18 protein-coding genes and 1 tRNA gene are annotated in these 19,007 nt (G+C 69.2%); 13 read left to right on the plus strand and 6 right to left on the minus strand.

Annotated features, from left to right (window positions below):
• Positions 1-32: 32 nt before the first annotated feature.
• Both IF64_RS0109335 and IF64_RS0109340 read right to left on the minus strand, forming a co-directional pair.
• Positions 33-1,748: a GGDEF domain-containing protein gene (locus IF64_RS0109335; RefSeq protein ID WP_030531644.1), complete on the minus strand. Its 1,716-nt coding sequence runs from the start codon at positions 1,746-1,748 to the stop codon at positions 33-35.
• A gap of 68 nt (positions 1,749-1,816) precedes the next feature.
• Positions 1,817-1,888, minus strand: a tRNA-Gln gene (locus IF64_RS0109340).
• 192 nt (positions 1,889-2,080) lie between these two features.
• On the opposite strand from IF64_RS0109340, the gene IF64_RS0109345 reads away from it, so the two are divergent.
• From IF64_RS0109345 to mfd, 3 genes are all read left to right on the plus strand, one after another.
• The gene (locus IF64_RS0109345) at positions 2,081-3,025 is read left to right on the plus strand and encodes an acyl-CoA desaturase (protein ID WP_030531645.1); all 945 of its coding nucleotides are present in this window, start codon (positions 2,081-2,083) and stop codon (positions 3,023-3,025) included.
• Positions 3,026-3,136: 111 nt separating this feature from the next.
• On the plus strand, positions 3,137-3,733 hold the full coding sequence (locus IF64_RS0109350; protein ID WP_030531646.1) for a TetR/AcrR family transcriptional regulator: 597 nt from the start codon (positions 3,137-3,139) through the stop codon (positions 3,731-3,733).
• A 204-nt stretch (positions 3,734-3,937) separates the two neighbouring features.
• The gene (mfd, locus tag IF64_RS0109355) at positions 3,938-7,504 is read left to right on the plus strand and encodes a transcription-repair coupling factor (RefSeq protein WP_030531647.1); all 3,567 of its coding nucleotides are present in this window, start codon (positions 3,938-3,940) and stop codon (positions 7,502-7,504) included.
• 286 nt (positions 7,505-7,790) lie between these two features.
• Here mfd and IF64_RS0109360 read toward each other — a convergent pair whose 3' ends face one another.
• Positions 7,791-8,024 (minus strand): hypothetical protein, encoded by a 234-nt coding sequence (locus IF64_RS0109360; protein ID WP_048808564.1) that lies wholly within the window; start codon positions 8,022-8,024, stop codon positions 7,791-7,793.
• Between the two features lie 109 nt (positions 8,025-8,133).
• On the opposite strand from IF64_RS0109360, the gene IF64_RS0109365 reads away from it, so the two are divergent.
• The 4 genes from IF64_RS0109365 to IF64_RS25355 are packed head-to-tail and all read left to right on the plus strand — an operon-like array spanning position 8,134 to position 11,641.
• Complete coding sequence (locus IF64_RS0109365) at positions 8,134-8,736, plus strand: TetR/AcrR family transcriptional regulator (protein ID WP_051757625.1); 603 nt, start codon at positions 8,134-8,136, stop codon at positions 8,734-8,736.
• Between the two features lie 53 nt (positions 8,737-8,789).
• Positions 8,790-9,737, plus strand: coding sequence for a hypothetical protein (locus tag IF64_RS0109370; RefSeq protein WP_030531650.1), 948 nt, complete (start codon positions 8,790-8,792; stop codon positions 9,735-9,737).
• Positions 9,734-10,699: a nucleoside triphosphate pyrophosphohydrolase gene (locus IF64_RS0109375; RefSeq protein WP_030531651.1), complete on the plus strand. Its 966-nt coding sequence runs from the start codon at positions 9,734-9,736 to the stop codon at positions 10,697-10,699. The genes IF64_RS0109370 and IF64_RS0109375 overlap by 4 nt, the downstream gene beginning before the upstream one ends.
• A 9-nt stretch (positions 10,700-10,708) precedes the next feature.
• Positions 10,709-11,641 carry a lysozyme family protein gene (locus IF64_RS25355; protein WP_063493041.1) on the plus strand — a complete coding sequence of 311 codons (933 nt, stop codon included), beginning with the start codon at positions 10,709-10,711 and terminating at the stop codon, positions 11,639-11,641.
• 6 nt (positions 11,642-11,647) lie between these two features.
• Here IF64_RS25355 and IF64_RS0109385 read toward each other — a convergent pair whose 3' ends face one another.
• Entirely contained in the window at positions 11,648-12,094 is a 447-nt protein-coding gene (locus tag IF64_RS0109385) for a tetratricopeptide repeat protein (protein WP_048808568.1), read from the minus strand.
• Positions 12,095-12,240: 146 nt separating this feature from the next.
• Here IF64_RS0109385 and IF64_RS0109390 point away from each other — a divergent pair, with 146 nt between their 5' ends.
• The 6 genes from IF64_RS0109390 to IF64_RS0109415 all read left to right on the plus strand — a co-directional run bounded on the left by IF64_RS0109390 (position 12,241) and on the right by IF64_RS0109415 (position 17,988).
• Positions 12,241-12,822: a VOC family protein gene (locus IF64_RS0109390; protein WP_084705766.1), complete on the plus strand. Its 582-nt coding sequence runs from the start codon at positions 12,241-12,243 to the stop codon at positions 12,820-12,822.
• A gap of 159 nt (positions 12,823-12,981) precedes the next feature.
• Positions 12,982-14,268 carry a phosphopyruvate hydratase gene (eno, locus tag IF64_RS0109395; protein WP_030531655.1) on the plus strand — a complete coding sequence of 429 codons (1,287 nt, stop codon included), beginning with the start codon at positions 12,982-12,984 and terminating at the stop codon, positions 14,266-14,268.
• Positions 14,269-14,275: 7 nt separating this feature from the next.
• On the plus strand, positions 14,276-14,815 hold the full coding sequence (locus IF64_RS0109400) for an FtsB family cell division protein (protein WP_030531656.1): 540 nt from the start codon (positions 14,276-14,278) through the stop codon (positions 14,813-14,815).
• On the plus strand, positions 14,808-15,356 hold the full coding sequence (locus IF64_RS0109405; RefSeq protein ID WP_051757627.1) for a DUF501 domain-containing protein: 549 nt from the start codon (positions 14,808-14,810) through the stop codon (positions 15,354-15,356). Before IF64_RS0109400 ends, IF64_RS0109405 begins: the two co-directional genes overlap by 8 nt.
• A gap of 106 nt (positions 15,357-15,462) precedes the next feature.
• Positions 15,463-17,013: a lytic transglycosylase domain-containing protein gene (locus tag IF64_RS27905; protein ID WP_051757629.1), complete on the plus strand. Its 1,551-nt coding sequence runs from the start codon at positions 15,463-15,465 to the stop codon at positions 17,011-17,013.
• 21 nt (positions 17,014-17,034) lie between these two features.
• Positions 17,035-17,988 carry a Ppx/GppA phosphatase family protein gene (locus IF64_RS0109415; RefSeq protein ID WP_030531659.1) on the plus strand — a complete coding sequence of 318 codons (954 nt, stop codon included), beginning with the start codon at positions 17,035-17,037 and terminating at the stop codon, positions 17,986-17,988.
• Positions 17,989-18,046: 58 nt separating this feature from the next.
• Here the strand turns inward: IF64_RS0109415 and IF64_RS0109420 are convergent, their stop codons facing one another.
• Positions 18,047-18,409, minus strand: coding sequence for a hypothetical protein (locus IF64_RS0109420; protein WP_030531660.1), 363 nt, complete (start codon positions 18,407-18,409; stop codon positions 18,047-18,049).
• Between the two features lie 68 nt (positions 18,410-18,477).
• The gene (locus IF64_RS0109425) at positions 18,478-18,831 is read right to left on the minus strand and encodes a hypothetical protein (protein WP_030531661.1); all 354 of its coding nucleotides are present in this window, start codon (positions 18,829-18,831) and stop codon (positions 18,478-18,480) included.
• Positions 18,832-19,007 lie beyond the last annotated feature (176 nt).

Genomic DNA, 19,007 nt, shown 5'->3' on the forward strand with positions numbered 1-19,007 from the left:
CACCGGGGATTAATCTCGACCGGTCAACGATCCTACGTCGGTTCGTCGGCGTCCGACGTGGGGTCGTTCTTGGGTTCGGTTTGTGCCTCGTCACCGATTTGGGCGGATGTGGCGATCTGGTTTCCGCCACGGCGTTTCGCCTGGTACATCGAGGCGTCGGCGCGGGAGAGGACCTCCTCGGCACGCTCTCCGGCCCGCAGCGCGACGAGTCCGACGGACAGGGTGACCCCGTGTGACAGATGTCGCGGTAGTTCGTCGACCGCCGTTACCGCACGGTTCATCGCCTGGGTCGCGGCGTGCAGCGGAGCGCCGGGCAGGAGTGCGACGAACTCGTCGCCTCCGTAGCGGGCCACGATGTCGTCGCCGCGGAGCGAATCGCGCAGCGTGCTCGCCACGATCCGTAGCACGTCGTCCCCGTCCGCGTGGGAGCGCTGGTCGTTGACGCCCTTGAAGCCGTCCAGGTCGATGAGTGCCACCGCGAGTGGCTCGCTCGCCGAGGACGTGGCGTACCCGCGCAGTCGCTCGTCGAGTGCGCGGCGGTTCGGCAACCCAGTGAGCGGGTCCTGCAAGGCCTGCTGGGTGATCGCACCGTGCATCGCCGACAGGCGTTCGTGCTCGCGGCGGGTGTCGAGTGCGGCACTCTGCGACTCCCGCATGGACCACAGCTCCGCCTCGAGGGCTCCGGCGTAGTCGGCGAGCTGGGCCCGCGGGTCTCCGAGGTCGTAGCGGTCGGCGAAGCGGGCCAGCTCGTGGATGATGCCGATGCGCATCGACGGCTGGGGGTACTCCTCGGGAAAGTGCTCACGGTCCTCGAGGAGCAGCTCGAACGCTTCCTCCTGTTTGCCCACCGACTCCAGACACCGCGCCAGCGCGATGGACAGCAGCGGATTGTCGAAGGGGAACAACGGTGTCGCGCGCAACCGGCGCAGCCGATCGATGTGCGCCTCGCTGGGCGCGGCGAGGGCGAGCGCCGCGGCCAGCGACGCGACCTGTTCCACGGCCGCGACACCCGCCTTGCGGGGAAAGAGCGACTCGGCGAACGGTGCCTCGACCGCGATGGCCATCGATGCCGCGGTGCGGAACTTCTCGCTCGCCTCGTCGCTGCGTCCGATGCGCTCGAGCCGCAGACCCCAGCCGAGCAGCATCTTGACGCGGTTCATGAGCTGCATCGTGATCTCGTGGGGACCCGCGCTGTCGCGGACGGCCTGGTGAGCGCGAGTGATGACCTCTTCGGCGGCCTCGTAGACGCCGATCTGGTTCAACACGATCCAGCAGTCGTTGAGTGCGGTGGACAGCAGACGGTCCCATGCACGCCTGCCCAGTCCGAGTTCCTGCGACGGCGGGTCGTCGAGGAGCGCCAGGGCGCGGGCGATCTCGGTGAGTGCGGCGTCCTCGTGGCCTGCGAGGACGAGCCTGCGGCCGCGCAGGGCGTGGGCATCGGCCCTGAGCAGCGTGGCGCCGTGCCTGCGGGTGTGCGCCAGCATCTCGTCGAGCTGCTGCTCGGCCTCGTCGGTCTTGCTTGCCGTGATGAGCCGGGACAGGGCGGACGCACGCAGCATCTGCGCCACCAGAATCGGTTCCCCGCGCCGCTGTGTCTCCTCGAGCAGACTGTCGAGCGTCCGGATGATCTCGACCTGTTCGGGCTTACCGCTCCGTTGGACGCTGGCGATCAGTTCGCGAGCGCGTCCGAGCAGCCAGGCGTCGGACTTGTCGCCGAGTGCCGGGTCGGATATCTCGTGCTCCGTCACCCTCCCGGCGTGGAGCTCTTCGCCGTGCAGCGGACACACACCCCCTGGGCTGCTGGAATCCCGCTCTGCTCCGCCGCCAGGGCTCGAACCTGGACTGTCAGAACCAAAATCTGAAGTGCTGCCAATTACACTACGGCGGATCGCGCCTGGTCAGGATATCCACTGCAGGTTGCAGTTCGCGGGCAGGTCCGTCACGGGGGTTTTCGACTCTCCCCAGAGGGGAAACCTTCCTGTACCGTAACTTACGGTCTCGTAGGTGAGGTGACCCTTTGGGCGCGTTCGCCGTCCATGGCGTGCGGCGCCGGGGGTCCTCGTGGAAAGAAGTGACGTGCATGACGGCAACCCTGGATACGGACGAGACGCCAAGATCCGGTCGTAAACCCGTGCTCGACGGGCAGCGGACAGCCGGCGTCCAGTTCGCGGTCTACCTCGGTGTCCTGGCCCCGTTGGTGGCCTTGATCGCCGCGGTCCCCTTCGCGTGGGGCTGGGGCCTGTCCTGGGTCGACGTGGGCCTGTTCGTGGTGTTCTACGCCTTCTCCGGGCTCGGCATCACCGTCGGTTTCCACCGCTACTTCACGCACGGTTCGTTCAAGGCGAAGCCGTGGCTGCGCGTGCTGCTGGCCATCGCGGGCAGCTCGGCGGTCCAAGGTCCGGTGATCACCTGGGTCGCCGACCACCGCAGGCACCACGCCTTCTCCGACCGTGAGGGAGACCCGCACTCGCCGTGGCTGTTCGGCACCACACCGCTCGCGGTGGCGAAGGGCTTCTGGCACGCCCACATGGGCTGGCTGTTCGAACGGGACAAGAGCAATCACGAACGGTTCGCTCCCGACCTGCTCAAGGACAAGGCCATCAGCAAGGTCGACCAGCTGTTCTGGTTGTGGACGCTGTTGAGCCTGGTGGTGCCGGGCATCGTCGGTGGGCTGCTGACCTGGTCCCTGTGGGGCTTCGTCACCGCCTTCTTCTGGGCGGGTCTGGTGCGTGTCTGCGTGCTGCACCACGTGACGTGGTCGGTCAACTCGATCTGTCACATGCTCGGTGAGCGTCCGTTCAGTGCCCGCGACAAGTCGGCCAACTTCTGGCCGCTGGCGATCGCCTCGTTCGGCGAGTCCTGGCACAACCTGCACCATGCGGACCCGACGTCGGCCCGGCACGGCGTGAAGCGCGGTCAGATCGACATCTCGGCCCGGGTGATCTGGGCTTTCGAGAAGCTCGGATGGGCGCACAAGGTCCGGTGGCCAACGGCCAAGCGGCTGGAGAAGCTCTCGGCCGCGTGAGCGTGGACGGGTGCCTGTACGGTTCGGCGAATGGCAGGTCGACGGCGCGCTAAGCGGGAAGCGGCTGCCGCGGGGGCCCAGGCTGACGCCTCCGCGGTGCCGCGCGTGAGGATGACGGGAACGGAACGCAGGCAGCAGCTGCTGAACGTGGCCCGCACCCTCTTCGCGGAGAAGGGCTACGACGGCACGTCGGTGGAGGAGATCGCCCGGCGGGCGAACGTGTCGAAGCCGGTCGTGTACGAGCACTTCGGCGGCAAAGAAGGCGTGTACGCCGTCGTGGTCGACCGTGAGGCCCAGACGATCCTCGACCGGATGGTCTCCAGCCTCCACGGCGGCCATCCGCGGGTGATGCTCGAACAGGCCGCGATCGCGTTGCTCAGTTACGTCGACGAATCGCACGAGGGTTTTCGCATCCTTGTGCGCGATTCGCCGGTGGCGAGCTCGACGGGCACCTTCTCCACCCTGCTCAACGACATCGCCAGTCAGGTGGAGCACATCTTCGGCGAGGAGTTCTCCGCGCGCGGCTACGACGGGAAGCTGGCTCCGCTGTACGCCCAGGCGCTCGTCGGCATGGTGGCGCTGACCGGGCAGTGGTGGCTCGACGCCCACAAACCCAAGCGCGACGAGGTCGCCGCGCATCTGGTCAATCTGGCGTGGAACGGCCTGTCCCACCTCGAGCACAAGCCGAAACTGCGCGTCGCCGAATGACGCCGCGCGGCCCGTGCCGTCGCCGCCGAGGTGGCGGCGGATGCGGGCAACCGCGCTGACGCTCCCGGCGCCGACGACACCGCGTCTCCGAGCACGACGTAGGCTGGTCGGGAGAACCCAAGAGCCTGAGAACCCAACACCCTGTGCTCCACTTTTCGTGGGCACAGGTGTGTCCGCGTGTTCGCGTACAGGGGGAGTCTTTCCGTGTCCCAGCCGACGTTGGCCGGTCTCCTGTCGGCCGTCCTGCCCGATCCTGCGCTGCGTTCGGTCGTGGAGCGTGCGGGAGCACCGTTCGTCGACCTCGACGGCGCCCCGGCGACCCGGCAACTCGTACTCGCCGCGTTGGCCTCCGACCAGGGTGCGGGAAGACCGGTCCTCGCGGTCACCGCAACGGGGCGTGAGGCCGAGGAGCTGACGGCCGCGCTCGGCAGCCTCATCGGTGACGACGCAGTGGCGGATTTCCCTTCGTGGGAGACCCTGCCGCACGAACGGTTGTCCCCGCGCGCCGACACCGTCGGCAAACGGCTCGCGGTGTTGCACCGGCTCTCGCAGCCCGGTCAGGGCGGCCTGCGGGTCGTCGTGTCGACGGTGCGGAGCCTGATCCAGCCGATGGCTCCCGGGCTCGGCGACCTCGCGCCGATCGATCTGCGGGTCGGCGAGGAGCTGGACTTCGAGGGAGTGCTCGAGCGGCTTGTCGAACTCGCGTACACGCGCGTGGACATGGTCGAGAAGCGTGGCGAGTTCGCCGTGCGCGGCGGCATCCTCGACGTCTTCGCCCCGACGGACGAACATCCCCACCGCGTCGAGTTCTGGGGCGACGAGGTCAGCGAGATCCGCGCGTTCTCGGTCTCGGACCAGCGTTCGCTTCCCGGCGAGATCCCCGAGATCGTCGCACCGCCGTGCCGCGAGCTGCTGTTGACCGACGACGTCAAGGCCTGCGCCGCCGAACTCGCCGAAGAACACGCCGCGGACGCACAGCTGGCCGAGATCCTCACCAAGCTCTCCGACGGCATTCCCTCCGAGGGAATGGAAGCGCTGATCCCGGTGCTGTGCGACGGCGAGTTGGAACTGCTCACCGACGCAATGCCCGAGGGCACGCACGTCGTACTCAGCGATCCGGAGAAGATCCGTGCGCGGGCCGCCGACCTCGTGCGCACCGGTCAGGAGTTCCTGGAGGCGTCGTGGACCTCGGCCGCGGACGGCGGGCGCGCCCCGATCGATCTCGGTGCCTCGGCGTATCGCGCACTCGGTGAGGTGCGCACGCACGCGACCGACTCCGGCCGCTGCTGGTGGACCCTGTCCCAGCTGACGAGCGAAGACGACGTGGTGCACATCGGGATCGACAGTGCGCCCGGCTACCACGGGGAGATTGAACGGGTCGTCACCGATCTGCGCGCGCACACCGCGTCGGGTGGCGCCGCGGTCGTCGTCGTCGCGGGAAGCGGTACGGCCCAGCGTGCCGTCGAGCAGTTGTCGTCGGGCGACGTGCCCGCGACCCACGCGGAGACCCTCGACGAGCAGCCGAAGCCCGGTGTCGTCACGGTCACCTGCGGCGCGGTCACCGACGGCTTCGTCGCTCCCGACAGCGCCCTCGTGGTCCTCAGCGAGTCGGACATCACGGGGCGCGGCGCGACCGTCGCGCGATCGGGACGCGACCTGAACACCAAGATGCCCTCGCGGCGCAGGAATGCCGTCGACCCGCTGGCGCTGAAGGCCGGCGACTACGTGGTGCACGACCAGCACGGCATCGGCAAGTTCGTCGAGATGGTGCAGCGCACCATCGGCGGCGCCACCCGCGAGTACCTCGTTCTCGAGTACGCCGCGTCGAAGCGTGGCCACCCGGGCGACCGGCTTTTCGTGCCGACCGACCAGCTCGACGAGGTCTCCCGGTACGTCGGCGGTGAGCTGCCCACGCTGAACAAGCTCGGCGGATCCGACTGGAAGAACACGAAGGCCAAGGCGCGCAAGGCCGTCAAGGAGATCGCCGCCGAGCTGGTTCAGCTCTACGCCGCCCGCCAGGCCGCGCCCGGACACGCCTTCGGCCCGGACACCCCGTGGCAGCGAGAGCTGGAGGACGCCTTCCCGTTCGTGGAGACGAACGATCAGCTCGCCGCGATCGACGAGGTCAAGGCCGACATGGAGCGCAGCGTTCCCATGGACCGCGTGATCTGCGGCGACGTCGGTTACGGCAAGACGGAGATCGCCGTGCGCGCCGCGTTCAAGGCCGTCCAGGACGGCAAACAGGTCGTGGTGCTCGTTCCCACCACGCTGTTGGCGCAGCAGCACCTGAACACCTTCACCGAGCGGATGAGCACCTTCCCGGTGACGATCCGCGGCATGTCGCGGTTCACCGAGCAGGCCGACGCGGACAAGACCTTGGAGGAGCTGGCCGCGGGCGAGGTCGACATCGTGATCGGCACCCACCGCCTGCTGCAGACCGGTGTTCGGTACAAGGACCTGGGCCTGGTGATCGTCGACGAGGAGCAACGGTTCGGCGTCGAGCACAAGGAGCACATCAAGGCGCTCCGCACCCACGTCGACGTGTTGACGATGTCCGCTACGCCGATTCCGCGCACGCTCGAGATGAGCATGGCGGGAATCCGCGAGATGTCGACGATCCTGACCCCGCCCGAGGACCGGCATCCCATCCTCACCTACGTCGGCGCCTACGAGGACAAGCAGGTCGCCGCTGCGATTCGCCGTGAGTTGCTGCGGGACGGGCAGGTCTTCTTCGTCCACAACCGGGTGTCGTCGATCGAGAAGGCGGCCAAGCGGTTGCGGGAGCTCGTGCCGGAGGCGCGGGTCGTCACGGCACACGGGCAGATGCCCGAGCACCGGCTCGAGCAGATCATCGAGGGCTTCTGGCGGCGGGACTTCGACGTCCTGGTGTGCACGACGATCGTCGAGACCGGTCTGGACATCTCGAACGCCAACACCCTGATCGTGGAACGCGGCGACATGCTCGGCCTGGCACAGCTGCACCAGCTGCGCGGGCGTGTCGGACGTGGTCGGGAACGCGGCTATGCCTACTTCCTCTATCCGCCGGAGAAACCGCTGACGGAGACGGCTCACGACCGCCTCGCCACCATTGCCCAGAACACCGAACTCGGTGCCGGTATGGCGGTGGCGATGAAGGACCTGGAGATCCGCGGAGCAGGCAACATCCTCGGTGCGGAACAGTCCGGGCACATCGCGGGCGTCGGTTTCGACCTGTACGTCCGACTGGTGGGCGAGGCCGTCGACGTCTTCCGCCGGAGCGCAGGGGCCGAGCCCGTCGAGGACGAGGCGCCGACAGAGGTGCGGGTGGACCTTCCCGTCGATGCGCACCTCCCGCACGACTACGTGCCGGGGGAGCGGCTGCGACTGGAGGCGTATCGCAAGATCGCGGCGGCGACGGACCAGTCCGAACTGGACGGCGTGCTGGACGAGCTCGTGGACCGCTACGGCCAACCGCCGGAACCGGTTCGACGGTTGCTCGCCGTCGCCGCGTTCCGGCAGACGTGCCGCAAGGCGGGCGTGACGGAGGTGACCGTGCAGGGCAACACGATCCGGTTCACGCCGCTTCCGCTGTCGGATTCGCAGATGGTCCGCCTCAAGCGGCTTTACCCCAAGGCGACGTACAAGGCGGTCACGCACACGGTCTCGGTGCCGAAGCCGACCGAAGGACCCGCCGGTGGCCGTATCGGCGCGCCGCCGCTGCGGGACGAGGCACTGATCGACTGGTGCGCAAACCTCCTGACGTCGATGACCCAGCAGCCCGCAGCGGTCTGAGGCTGCGCGCGGCCCTCGTGCACCCGCACGGGGGCCGCGTGTCGTTCGAGGTGGCAACGTTTCGAACGTGTGCGCAGGGCGTGTGCTCGATTCGGTTCCGGCCATGAATCGACCCTAGCTGGCAATAGGTCAGGAAAAATCGCTACATGTGGGGACCCGATCGCGTTGCGAATGGACCGTTCGCACCGGGTTCGCTCACCACTCCCCAAGGTCTCAATGGCCCGGAAACCGTTGTGTACCAACAGGTTCCGCATGAACGTCGATTGTCAACACAGGGTCTCGGGTGTCATTTCAACCCTTTCTTCGCGACTTCCAGGGCTGCGATGATGAGGACTGCGCCCGCTATCACCGCGATCGGAGCCACGTAGGCGGCAGGAGTCTGCAGGTCTCCGAAAATGAGCCGGAACGGCCCGTTGTGGCGCCCGGCGATGATCCAGCCGGCCAGTGGAACCACCCCGAGGAGGATTCCCATGAACGCGACAAGTCCCTGTGCTCCGTCGAGCATCCGCGAGCGTGTCAACGCGGCCTCCTCGAGTCGGTACTGAAGTACAATGCAGACGCATTGTAAGGGGAGTGCGCGAGCCGTGGCAATGCGCTTGCATTGCTACGGTGGAGGCGTGCCGAGGAGAGTGGACGCCGAGTCCCAGAGAGCCGACATCGCCGCGGCGGTGCTCAGGCTGGTTGCGCGATCCGGCGTGGAGGCCGTAAGCCTGCGCGAGGTGGCGTCCGAGGCCGGCGTGTCGATGGGCCGTGTGCAGCACTACTTCCGTTCCAAGCAGGAGATGCTGTTGCACGGCATCCGCCTCGCGATGGGACGGATGGAGGAGCGGATCGCCGAGCGGCTCCGAGGCGTGCCCACGGGGGTGCCTGCGGAGCAGGCTCTTCGGGCTGCGATAGCGGAGGTGCTCGGCGACGACCCCGAGACGCGGCAGGTGATCAGGGCTTCGGTGGCGTACTACGCGCGGGCCCAGGAGGACGCGGAGGTAGCGGAGGTCATCTTCGGCGACGACCCCGAGTTGCGCCGCTTCGCCGAGCTCGCCATCGGGCAGGCGCAACAGGAGGGGCGGGCCGCGGCCGAGGTCGATCCGGCTCTTGAAGCAGAGATCCTCTGGTCGCTGGCCGACTCGCTCGGAACCAAAGTCGCTTTCGGGCAACTAGACGCGGAACAGGCCCGCGCCACGATGGATTACCACCTGCACCGTTTGTTCGGCCGAGCTCCGGACGAGGCGTGATACGCGTGTTCATGCTTGCGGAAGGTGCCAGGGTGTGTGCGAAGGTACGGCCTGTGATCCGGATCATGCGCCGTCCTGCCGCGTTGTTCACCGCCGCTGCTGCCCTCCTCGTTCTCGCCGGCTGCGGCTCGGGGCCCAGTCAAGTCACCTCCGCTGCGATCGTCGGACAGCGCTCGGTGCCGCTCGACGGGGTTCAGCAGGAGGTCCACTGGCTGCTCGACAACGTGCCGCAGATGAGGGAGGCGCAGAAGCAGCGCAAGCTCGACCTGTACGCGCGTGAGGTGGTTCGTGGGCGGGTCGTGCACGAGCTCGCCGAGATGGCGGCCGAGCGGGAGAACGTCCGGCCGGAGCAGGGTGAGGTCGACAGGCTCGTCCGCGGGAGTGGAGGCTCGGCCGAGGTCGCGCGTTCCGCGGGAGTCGCGCCCGATCGGGTTCGCGATCTGGCCTACGACCAGGTCGTGCTCCAGAAGTTGGCGGAGAAGTACATCGGCAGGCTCTCGGTCGAGATCACCGGCACCGTGATCACGCAGAGCGAGCCGGGCAACAGCGCCAAGGAACAGGCCACGGCGCTGGGGGAGCGCATCGCACAACAGCCGCAGCGCGCACAGGCGGTCGTCCGTCAGGGCGGTCATCAGCTGGTGAGCGAGAAGCTGGACTTCGCCGAAGCCCTCCAGAACGATCCGGAGCTCGCCACGACCGCGGTGTTCGGGGCGAAGGAGGGGACGGTCGTCGTCATCCAGCCGAGCAGGCAGCAAGCCGGTTGGCTCGTCGGTCTGGTGTCGGAGCGGCGTACCGACGGCACGGCACAACCGCTTCAGGGTCAGGTGAATCCCGAGTATCTGTACTTCGCCGGACTCCGAATGCTGCAGCCGATTGCGGAGGACGTCGGAGTGCGCATCAACCCGCGCTACGGGGTGTGGGACGAGGCAGCGCTGTCGCCGGCTCCGAACGAGGACGAGCTGACGGGAAGGCTGTTGCGGTCACGTACCGTGCAGTCATGACCTGGCGATCCGCAACGGTGGTGCTGTGCAGTCCGGCACTGCCGGACTTCCTTCCGGCCGCAGCGTTGGGCGTCGTGCGTGCTGCCGAGACCGTCTACGCGGCGGCAGGTCTGCCGGACTCCCTCCGCGTGGCGCTGGATGCCAAGCCCGCACCACACCCGGAGGAGCTGACGAAACAGAGCGGCGTGGTTCTCGTTGCGCCGGCCGCGCATGAGCCGGGCGCCACCGCACTGATCGAGGCGGGGGCCACGGTGATCGAGGCTCCGGCGCCTCCGCTCGTCAGGGCCGTCGAGGTGATGGATCGTCTCCGCTCACCCGGCGGGTGCCCCTGGGACGGGGCACAGACGCACGACTCGCTCCGTCGTTACCTCATCGAGGAGACCTACGAGCTTCTCGAAGCCATCGAGGAGCAGGACCGCTCCGCCATGCGCGAGGAACTCGGTGACGTGCTGCTGCAGGTCCTGTTCCACGCGAGGGTGGCCGCCGAGCACGAGAGCGACGCCTTCGACATCGACGACGTCGCCAAACACCTTGTCGACAAGATGGTGGGACGGCACCAGTACCTGTTCGCGGGTGTCGACCGCGTCGACTCCGCCGACCAGCAACAGGTCCGCTGGGAGGAGCTGAAACAACGCGAGAAACAGCGCGAGTCGCTTGTGGACGGAGTCGCGCTGGGCCAGCCCGCAGCGGCGCTGGCGGGCAAGCTCGGGCAGCGCACGGGCCGAGCAGGAGTTCCGTTCGATCTGCTGCCGGCTGAGGACGACGAGGGCGCGCGGTTGTTCCGGATCGCGGCCGCGGCCTCCCGTTCGGGTGTGGACCCCGAGGGGGCCCTGCGGGCCGTTGCGAAGGACTTCGCCGAGCGCCTGCGGGCGGCCGAGCAGGCCGCGCGCAGTGCGGGCAGGGATCCGGCAGAACTCGATGCCGACGGATGGCGGGAGTTCTGGCCGACCTCGCCCACGTAACCTGACCGAGTGAGCGAACGCCCTCCGTCGTCTACCCGGGGTGCCGGTGGTGAGCCGTCGTGGTCGTTGCCGGGACCCGCGCGATCTCGGCTGGCCCTCACGCTCGCGCTCGTCGCCACCGGCCTGATCCTCGTGTTCACCGTGGGCATGGAACGCGACGAGGAACCGTCCGCGGGCACGCCCGCCCCTCGACCCGCGCCCGAGTCGCGTCCGGAGTTCCGGAAGACCGTGCCGGCGGCTGCCACGGCCGCACCGGTGGACCGCCCGCAGGTGTCCGACGAGCAGGAGCTCGACACCTGGTCGAGAAAGGTCGAGAGTGCCACCGGCGTACCCGCCCGTGCCGCGGCCGCTTACGGCCGCGCCGAGATGTGGCTCCGTGGCGGAGAACCGGACTGTCACCTGTCGTGGAGCACACTGGCTGCCATCGGATACGTGGAGACCCGGCACGGAGAGGGCGGATCCGGCACGCCCATCCGTGCGGACGGCCGTCCCGTCGAACCGATCGTCGGGCCTCCGCTCGACGGGACTCAGGGACGCAGGAAGATCGCCGACACCGACAACGGCAGGCTCGACGGCGACGCGACGTGGGACCGCGAACTCGGGCCCCTGGGCTTCCTGCCCGAACACTGGGAGCGGTGGGCCGACCGCGCCACCAAGGACGGCCGCGCACCCGACCCGCAGGACATCGACGACGCGGCCCTCACCGCCGCACGTGTCCTGTGCGCTCAGGACCGCGATCTCGCGACGGACGAGGGCTGGTGGCGTGCCGTGCGGGCGTACCACGGCGCCGACGGTGCGGCCGGTCAGCGCAACCCAGGCGCTCCCGGCGACGGCCGCGACGGCTCCGGCGACCGCAACCCCGACGGGCGGGCCGATGACTACGTGCGTGAGGTCGCGACGCGCGCCGACACCTACGCACACCAGCTGCCCGCCGACCGCTGAGCCGGCTCAGGTGCCGCCCAACGTCAGTCGTGCCGACACTTCGCCGACCGCGTCCTGGTACTCGGCCTGGGGGTGCATGGCCGAGGCCATCCGCAGTTGGCCGAGCGCCTCGGCGAGCCTGCCCAGCCGCTGCAGCGTCTTGCCGAGCACGAACCGCGCGTAGTGGTCGGACGGGTCGTGCTCGATCACCTTGCTCAGCGCGTGCTCGGCCCTCCGCAGCTGCGCCGAATGGAAGTACGCACGCCCGGCGAGCAACTGCACGCTGGGTTTGTCCGGTTCGGCCTCGAGCACGGGTTGGAGTGCCTGGAGCGCGTCGAGTGGACGACGGCGTTTGACGAGGGCCTCCGCTTGGCGGAAGGCGTGGACACGGGATTCGCCGGCCTCGGCCGCCTGCTGGTCCGAAGGACGCAAAGGCCCTGCCGGAGGTGGATTCGATGGCGTCGAGTCACCCATGGTTCAACGACGGTACCCGCGTGCTGGGTGCTTATCGAGACCTTGACGCCGGCCTCGTTCGATGATCAACCTGGTGGCCCAGTGCGGGGGCGCGACAAGCGGCGATCATTCGTGTGGTGGACTAGCCCGCCATGAGCGACCCCGCGATGAAAGGCGAAGACCCGAGGTACCTCGGCATCGCGCCGTACCTCTACTACACGGACGCCACCGAGGCGGTGGAGTGGCTCACGCGCGTCTTCGGGTTCACCGAGAAGGTTCGCTACGTCGATGCGGCCGGTGAGGTGTTCCAGGCGACGTTGAGCGCGGGTGGGTCCGACATCCACCTCGCAGGCGTCGGCGACGAGTACTGGCCCGCGAAGGGCGTCGACGGACCGGTCGGCCAGCTGAACGTCGTGTACGTCGACGACGTCGACGTGCAGTTCGAGCGGGTGGCCGAGGCCGTGGGCGACTCGGTCGAGGTGTCCCGCCCCCAGGACCAGCCCTACGGGGCGCGGCTGTTCACGGTGCAGGACATCGGCGGCAACAGCTGGACGTTCTGGCAGCACATCTCCGACACCGTCGAACTGCCGGCCGGCTGGCAGCAGATCCGAGGGGACGAGTCCGCCGACGACGACACCGGCCCCGAATCCGGCGAGCAGCCTCCGGAGCAGTCGGCCCAGGTGAACGGTGCGGAGGGCACGCCTTCCGAGCCCGGCGACGCAGGCCCCGGCAGTCGCAACGAGGGCTGACACCCCAGCTGAGACGTACGCCACGTGCGGTCGGAAAAGGTATCTCCGCACGTCGGCACGCGCGTGCCTCCAACGGGTGATCCAGAACGCCCGATACGCTGCCCCCTAGGCGACTACGTTGAGTGCCGTCATGTCGGCACAACCGGGTGAGGAGCAAGTGTGGCCGTGATCGAGCAGGTAGGCGCGCGCGAGATTCTCGACTCTCGCGGCAACCCGACCGTCGAGGTGGAGGTGGCCCTCGACGACGGCACGTTGGCGCGGGCCGCGGTCCCGTCGGGTGCGTCGACCGGTGAGCACGAAGCCGTGGAGCTGCGCGACGGCGACACCAAGCGCTACGGCGGCAAGGGCGTCGAGCGCGCCGTGGCCGCGGTGCTGGACGAGATCGGCCCCGACCTGTCGGGTGTCGACGCCGTCGACCAGCGCATCGTCGACCAGAAGCTGTTGGACCTCGACGGCACGCCGGACAAGTCTCGGCTCGGTGCGAACGCCATCCTGGGTGTGTCGCTGGCCGTCGCGAAGGCCGCGGCCGACTCGGCCGACCTGGAGCTGTTCCGCTACCTGGGCGGCCCGAACGCGCACGTGCTGCCGGTTCCGATGATGAACATCCTCAACGGTGGTGCCCACGCCGACACCGACGTGGACATCCAGGAGTTCATGATCGCCCCGATCGGCGCCGAGTCGTTCCGCGAGGCGCTGCGCTGGGGCACGGAGACCTACCACGCGCTCAAGTCGGTGCTGAAGTCCCGCGGCCTGTCCACCGGCCTCGGCGACGAGGGCGGCTTCGCGCCGAGCCTGTCGAACAACCGTGAAGCGCTGGACATCATCGTCGAGGCGATCGGCAAGGCGGGCTACAAGCCGGGCCGTGACATCGCACTGGCCCTCGACGTCGCGGCGACCGAGTTCCACGCCGACGGCGTCTACAACTTCGAGGGTTCCAAGCGCAGCGCCGAGGACATGAGCGCCTACTACGCCGAGCTGGCCGACGCCTATCCGCTGGTGTCGATCGAGGACCCGCTGTCCGAGGACGACTGGGACGGCTGGGTCACGCTCACCGAGCAGCTCGGCGACAAGCTGCAGCTCGTGGGCGACGACCTGTTCGTCACGAACCCGGACCGGCTCGAGGAGGGCATCTCCCGTCGCGCCGCGAACGCGCTGCTGGTCAAGGTGAACCAGATCGGCACGTTGTCGGAGACGCTCGACGCGGTGGCGCTGGCGACCTCGTACGGCTACAAGTCGATGATGAGCCACCGTTCCGGCGAGACCGAGGACACGACCATCGCCGACCTGGCCGTCGCCACCGGCGTGGGCCAGATCAAGACCGGCGCTCCCGCCCGCAGCGAGCGAGTGGCCAAGTACAACCAGCTGCTCCGCATCGAGGAGACCCTCGGGGACGCGGCCCGCTACTCGGGCGACCTGGCGTTCCCGCGGTTCACCCCGGAGGACTGAGCCGACAGTGGCCGAACGGGGGAGAGCGCGCACACGACGCGGTGGGGGACGAGCACGCGGCTCGGCTCCCCGCGACCTGCGGTCGCCGCAACGCACCAGGCGTGGTGGTGACCGCAGGTCGGCTCTGCGCCGTTCGGCCGCGGCGCGGCACACGGCGGGTGCCGCGAAGGTGCTCGGCATGTCGACGACCCGGCGGGCCGCGGTCGTCGCGATCGTGGTGTGCGCGCTCGCGTTCACCATCGCCGTGCCGCTGCGGACGTACCTGTCCCAGCGGGCTGAGGTCTCCGAGCAGGAGGCCCGGCAGAAGCAGCTTCAGGAGCAGGTCGAGCGGCTCGAACAGCGGCAGGCCGAATTGTCCGACCCGGCACAGGTCGAGGCCGAGGCCAAGCGCAGACTGCGGTACGTGATGCCCGGCGAGACGCCTTACATCGTCCAGTTGCCCGGCGACAGGGGCGACGAGGCGCAGCCGGTGCGTGGCGAGGACGAGCCGAAGCGGAACACGGCGTGGTACGAGAACTTGTGGAATGGCGTGACCGAGGGTGAATAAGACCGAGTTCGAGCCCGTGACCGAGGCGGACAAGGCGATCATCGCCGAGCAGTTGGGCCGCCCGCCCCGGGCTCTGCGTGCGGTCGCGGCGCGGTGCCCGAGTGGGCATCCGAGCGTCGTCCAGACCAACCCGCGGCTGGAGGACGGCACGCCGTTCCCGACGCTGTACTACTTGACGTGTTCGCATCTCGCGTCGCTCGTGGGCGGCCTCGAGGCTCGCGGCGTGATGCGGGAGATGACCGCACGTCTGGACGAGGACGCCGAGCTCGCGGCGGCCTACCAGCGCGCACACGAGTCCTACCTGGCCGAACGCGACGCTCTCGACCCGCTCGGCCACGAGGTCAGCGCGGGCGGCATGCCGCGCAGGGTCAAGTGTCTCCACGTCCATCTGGCACACACGTTGGCGCGCGGTCCGGGTGTGAACCCGTTCGGTGACGAGACGTTGGAGCTGCTGCACGACCTCGGCTGGCCGAACGGACCGTGCGGGGAAGCTCCCGCCGGCGACGGCACCGACACCGACGATCGGACTGCGGCGGGGTAGCCCGTCCGGATCAACCTCGCGAGTAGGTTCGCGTTCGAGTGTGCGCACCGAGTGAACCGGGCATTCTGGCTGCGACATGTGCGTCGCCAGGTCGCGAGGAGGAAGCGTGGACAGACCACGCAGAGTCCGGTTCCGGGACAAGGCCGCATCGCTCGTGTTGGCGGCGTCCCTCGCGGTCGTGCCGGCGGCCGTGATGGTGGGCGATCGGTCCGAACACGGCTACAACACGTGGACCGCGACTGCCGACGAACCGCGTGATTCGGGTGGCGCGAACACCGAGGGCAGGGTGGGTGTCGACGGCAGCCTGCCGTCGCCGCCCCAGCTCGAGGAGCTGGTTGTCGAAATGCCCTCCGCAGGTCCGCTGGGGATTCCCGGCTCGATGCTCAAGGCGTACCGGCAGGCTGCCGACCGTCTTTCGGGAGAGTCGTCCGGCTGCGGTATCGACTGGGCATTGCTGGCCAGCATCGGCCGCTCGGAGTCCAACCATGCGCGCGGCGGTTACGTCGACTCGCAGGGGGCGACCCGTGAGCCCATCCTCGGCCCGGTCCTCAACGGTGGCCCCGGGGTGGCCGGGATCCGGGACACCGACGGTGGTGAGCTCGACGGGGACACCACGTGGGATCGCGCTGTCGGCCCCATGCAGTTCATCCCCTCGACCTGGCGGAAGTTCGGCATTGATGCCACGGGAAGCGGTACGGCCGATCCCAACAACGTCCACGACGCCACGCTGGCCGCAGGCCGATACCTGTGCGCCGGTGGTCCGGACCTGCAGGACGATCAGCAGTTGCGGGCCGCGCTGCACCGTTACAACAACTCCCGGTCGTATGTCGAGACCGTGATCCGGTGGGCGCAGGCCTACCGCGACGGCGTGCTGCCCGTCCCGGACAGCGACGTCCCACTCGGCGTGCCGCCGGAGATCGTCGCAGCCGCACCTCGTCCGGAACCGCCGCAGACATCGACGCCGGACTCCACGCCGAAACCGGGGTCGGAATCCGACGTCGTCGCGGCACCCGGTCAAGGCTCTCCGAACGGCGACCGGCCAGGCGGAGGCGGCGACCAGTCTCGGCCGGGTGGAGGCTCTCCCGGAGACGGGGGCCCCGGCGATGGCCACGGACAGCCGGGCCCCGGCAACGGCAACGAACCCGGCAGCGGTAGCGGGAACGGAACCCGACCACCCGGGGGCGGTGACGGAAACGGCGATGGCAACGGTGACGGTTCAGGCAACCCGCCGACGTCGTCTCCCGGCGAGACGACACCTCCGGAGACACCGAGCCCGACCGACCCGCCGGACAGCACGACACCACCGCCTTCGGACGGCAATCCCACGCCGCCGCCTCCGTCGGACGGGAACCCGACCCCGCCTCCGCCGGATGGCAACCCGACACCGCCTCCGTCAGAAGGCCAGCCGACACCTCCGTCGACCAGTCCGGAGGAGCCACCGGAGTGCGTGAAACCCGGCGAGGAGCAGGCGGAACCGACCGAACCGACCGGGACCGAGGCCCCGAAACCCCCGCCGTGCCGGTGTCCGGAGGATGCCGACGACGCGGAGGCAGGCGAGACGGTCGACGACCCCGCGGAGTGCTGGGACGAGACGTCGACCCCTGGGGAGAGCCGGCCCACGTCCTCGACCCCGTCGGGGCGGCCCGCGGTGAGCTGACGGTCGATTAGTGTTGGCGCCATGCCTCGCGTAGCCGCCATCGACTGTGGGACCAACTCGATCCGCCTGCTCGTCGCCGAGCTGACCCGTCGCCACGACGGCAGTGTCGACCTGCGTGACCTGCACCGGGAGATGCGTGTCGTGCGACTCGGCCAGGGCGTCGACGCCACCGGCAGGCTCGCGCCGGAGGCGCTCGAACGCACCAGGGAGGCGCTCGCGGCCTACACGATCGCCGCTCGCCGCAAGGGAGCGGAGAAGGTGCGCATGGTGGCCACGTCGGCCACGCGGGACGCCGCGAACCGGGACGAGTTCTTCGCGATGACCCGTGAGGTGCTCGGCGTGGAAGCCGAGGTGATCACCGGGGACGAGGAGGCGCGGCTGTCGTTCACCGGCGCGGTCGGCGAGCAGGACCCCGACGACGGGCCGTTCCTGGTGGCCGACGTCGGTGGCGGGTCGACCGAACTGGTGCTGGGCACGTGGGACGGAGCGCAGGCGGAGATCCTCGGCGCGAAGTCGGTGGACATCGGATGTGTGCGCATCACCGAGCGCGCGCTGCCGAACGACCCGCCGACCGAGGAGGACGTCGAGGCGGCGCGCGGGGTCGCACGCGACGTGCTGGCCGAGGCGTTCGACGTCGTCGACGTCGCCAAGGCGCAGACGTGGATCGGCGTCGCGGGCACGGTCACGACGCTGTCGGCGCTCGCGCAGGACCTGCCCGAGTACGACTCGCAGGCCACGCACCTGTCGACGATGTCGCGCGCGACGATCGACCGCGTGACCGCCGAGCTGCTCGCAGCCGACCACGACGCGCGCGCCGCCAAGCCCGTCATCCACCCGGGCCGGGTCGACGTGATCGGTGGCGGCGCACTGGTGGTGCAGACGCTCGCCGACGAGCTCGGCAAGCGCGGCGGCCCGGACCGCCTGGTCGTGAGCGAGAAGGACATCCTCGACGGCATCGCGCTCTCGTTGGCCTGAGCCGGTCTGACGGCGACGTCAGGCATCAGGCCATCGTCAGACCATTGTCAAGTCGTCGTCACGGTGCCGTCAGGGTGTCGTCGTCGAACTCGGCAGGTGGCAGGTCGGCCACCGCCACCCAGCCCGAGGCGATGATCGCCGCCAGCGGGTCGTTCCAGAATTCCGGCCGTTCGTCGCCGGCCAGGTCGTCGGGGCGGATGGCGCAGACACGGCCGCTTCCCGGGCGATACATCACCAGCACCACGGGCGCGTCGTAGAGTCTCGCTCGTTCGATCGCGGAGCCGTAGGTCTCGGTGTCGAGGCACACCACGATCGTCGGCGGCGTCGTCTCCTGGTGAATACTCGCGAGCGCGTCGGCGCTGGCCGGTGTGCGGCACAGGTCCCTGATCGTCTGCACAGCGGCCTGGTAGTCGGGGTTCACGGTTCTCCTCACGCCTGCGCTGTCGGCGGCATGGTCGGTTCGGGGACGGGCCGGATCGCTGGCGGCGCTCAGCGCCGGGAGCGACGGCGCCCGGGCGGGACACGGTGGCCGGAGGTCGCGGTGCATGTGCGGACGAGGCGCGCGGTCACTGTCGGGCCGCTGCGCACGAACCGCCCGGTTCGCGTCCATCCGGCATCGGCCAGGACCGCGTCGACGGCTCGGCCCCACTCGTCCCACGTCGATCCGTCGGGCACGGTGAACCATTCGATCGGCGCCCGCGAGGCGTCGCCGACCGGCACGATCCACCCGGTGTCGGCGTGCGGTCCGTCCGTGTCGATCTGGAGCGTCGCCACGCACGCGGCGGTGCCTGCGGCGGAGACCGCGGCATCCGGCACGCCGACGAGCGTGTCACGGCTGCGCACAGTGAGGTTCTTTCCGGTGTTCGACGCGTAGGCGTGGAATTACAACCCATTCGATCCGGCGAATTCAATAACCTGTGACGTGAACTGTCAATGATGACGCTTTAATCTACGAACAAAGAATCTTCTGTGGAAACAATTTCGGCGTGCGATTGATTCGGCAGAAGTGGGCCTGCGGC

Origin of the sequence: Prauserella rugosa, from assembly GCF_000719975.1 — a bacterium.
GTDB classification, from domain to species: Bacteria; Actinomycetota; Actinomycetes; order Mycobacteriales; family Pseudonocardiaceae; genus Prauserella; species Prauserella rugosa.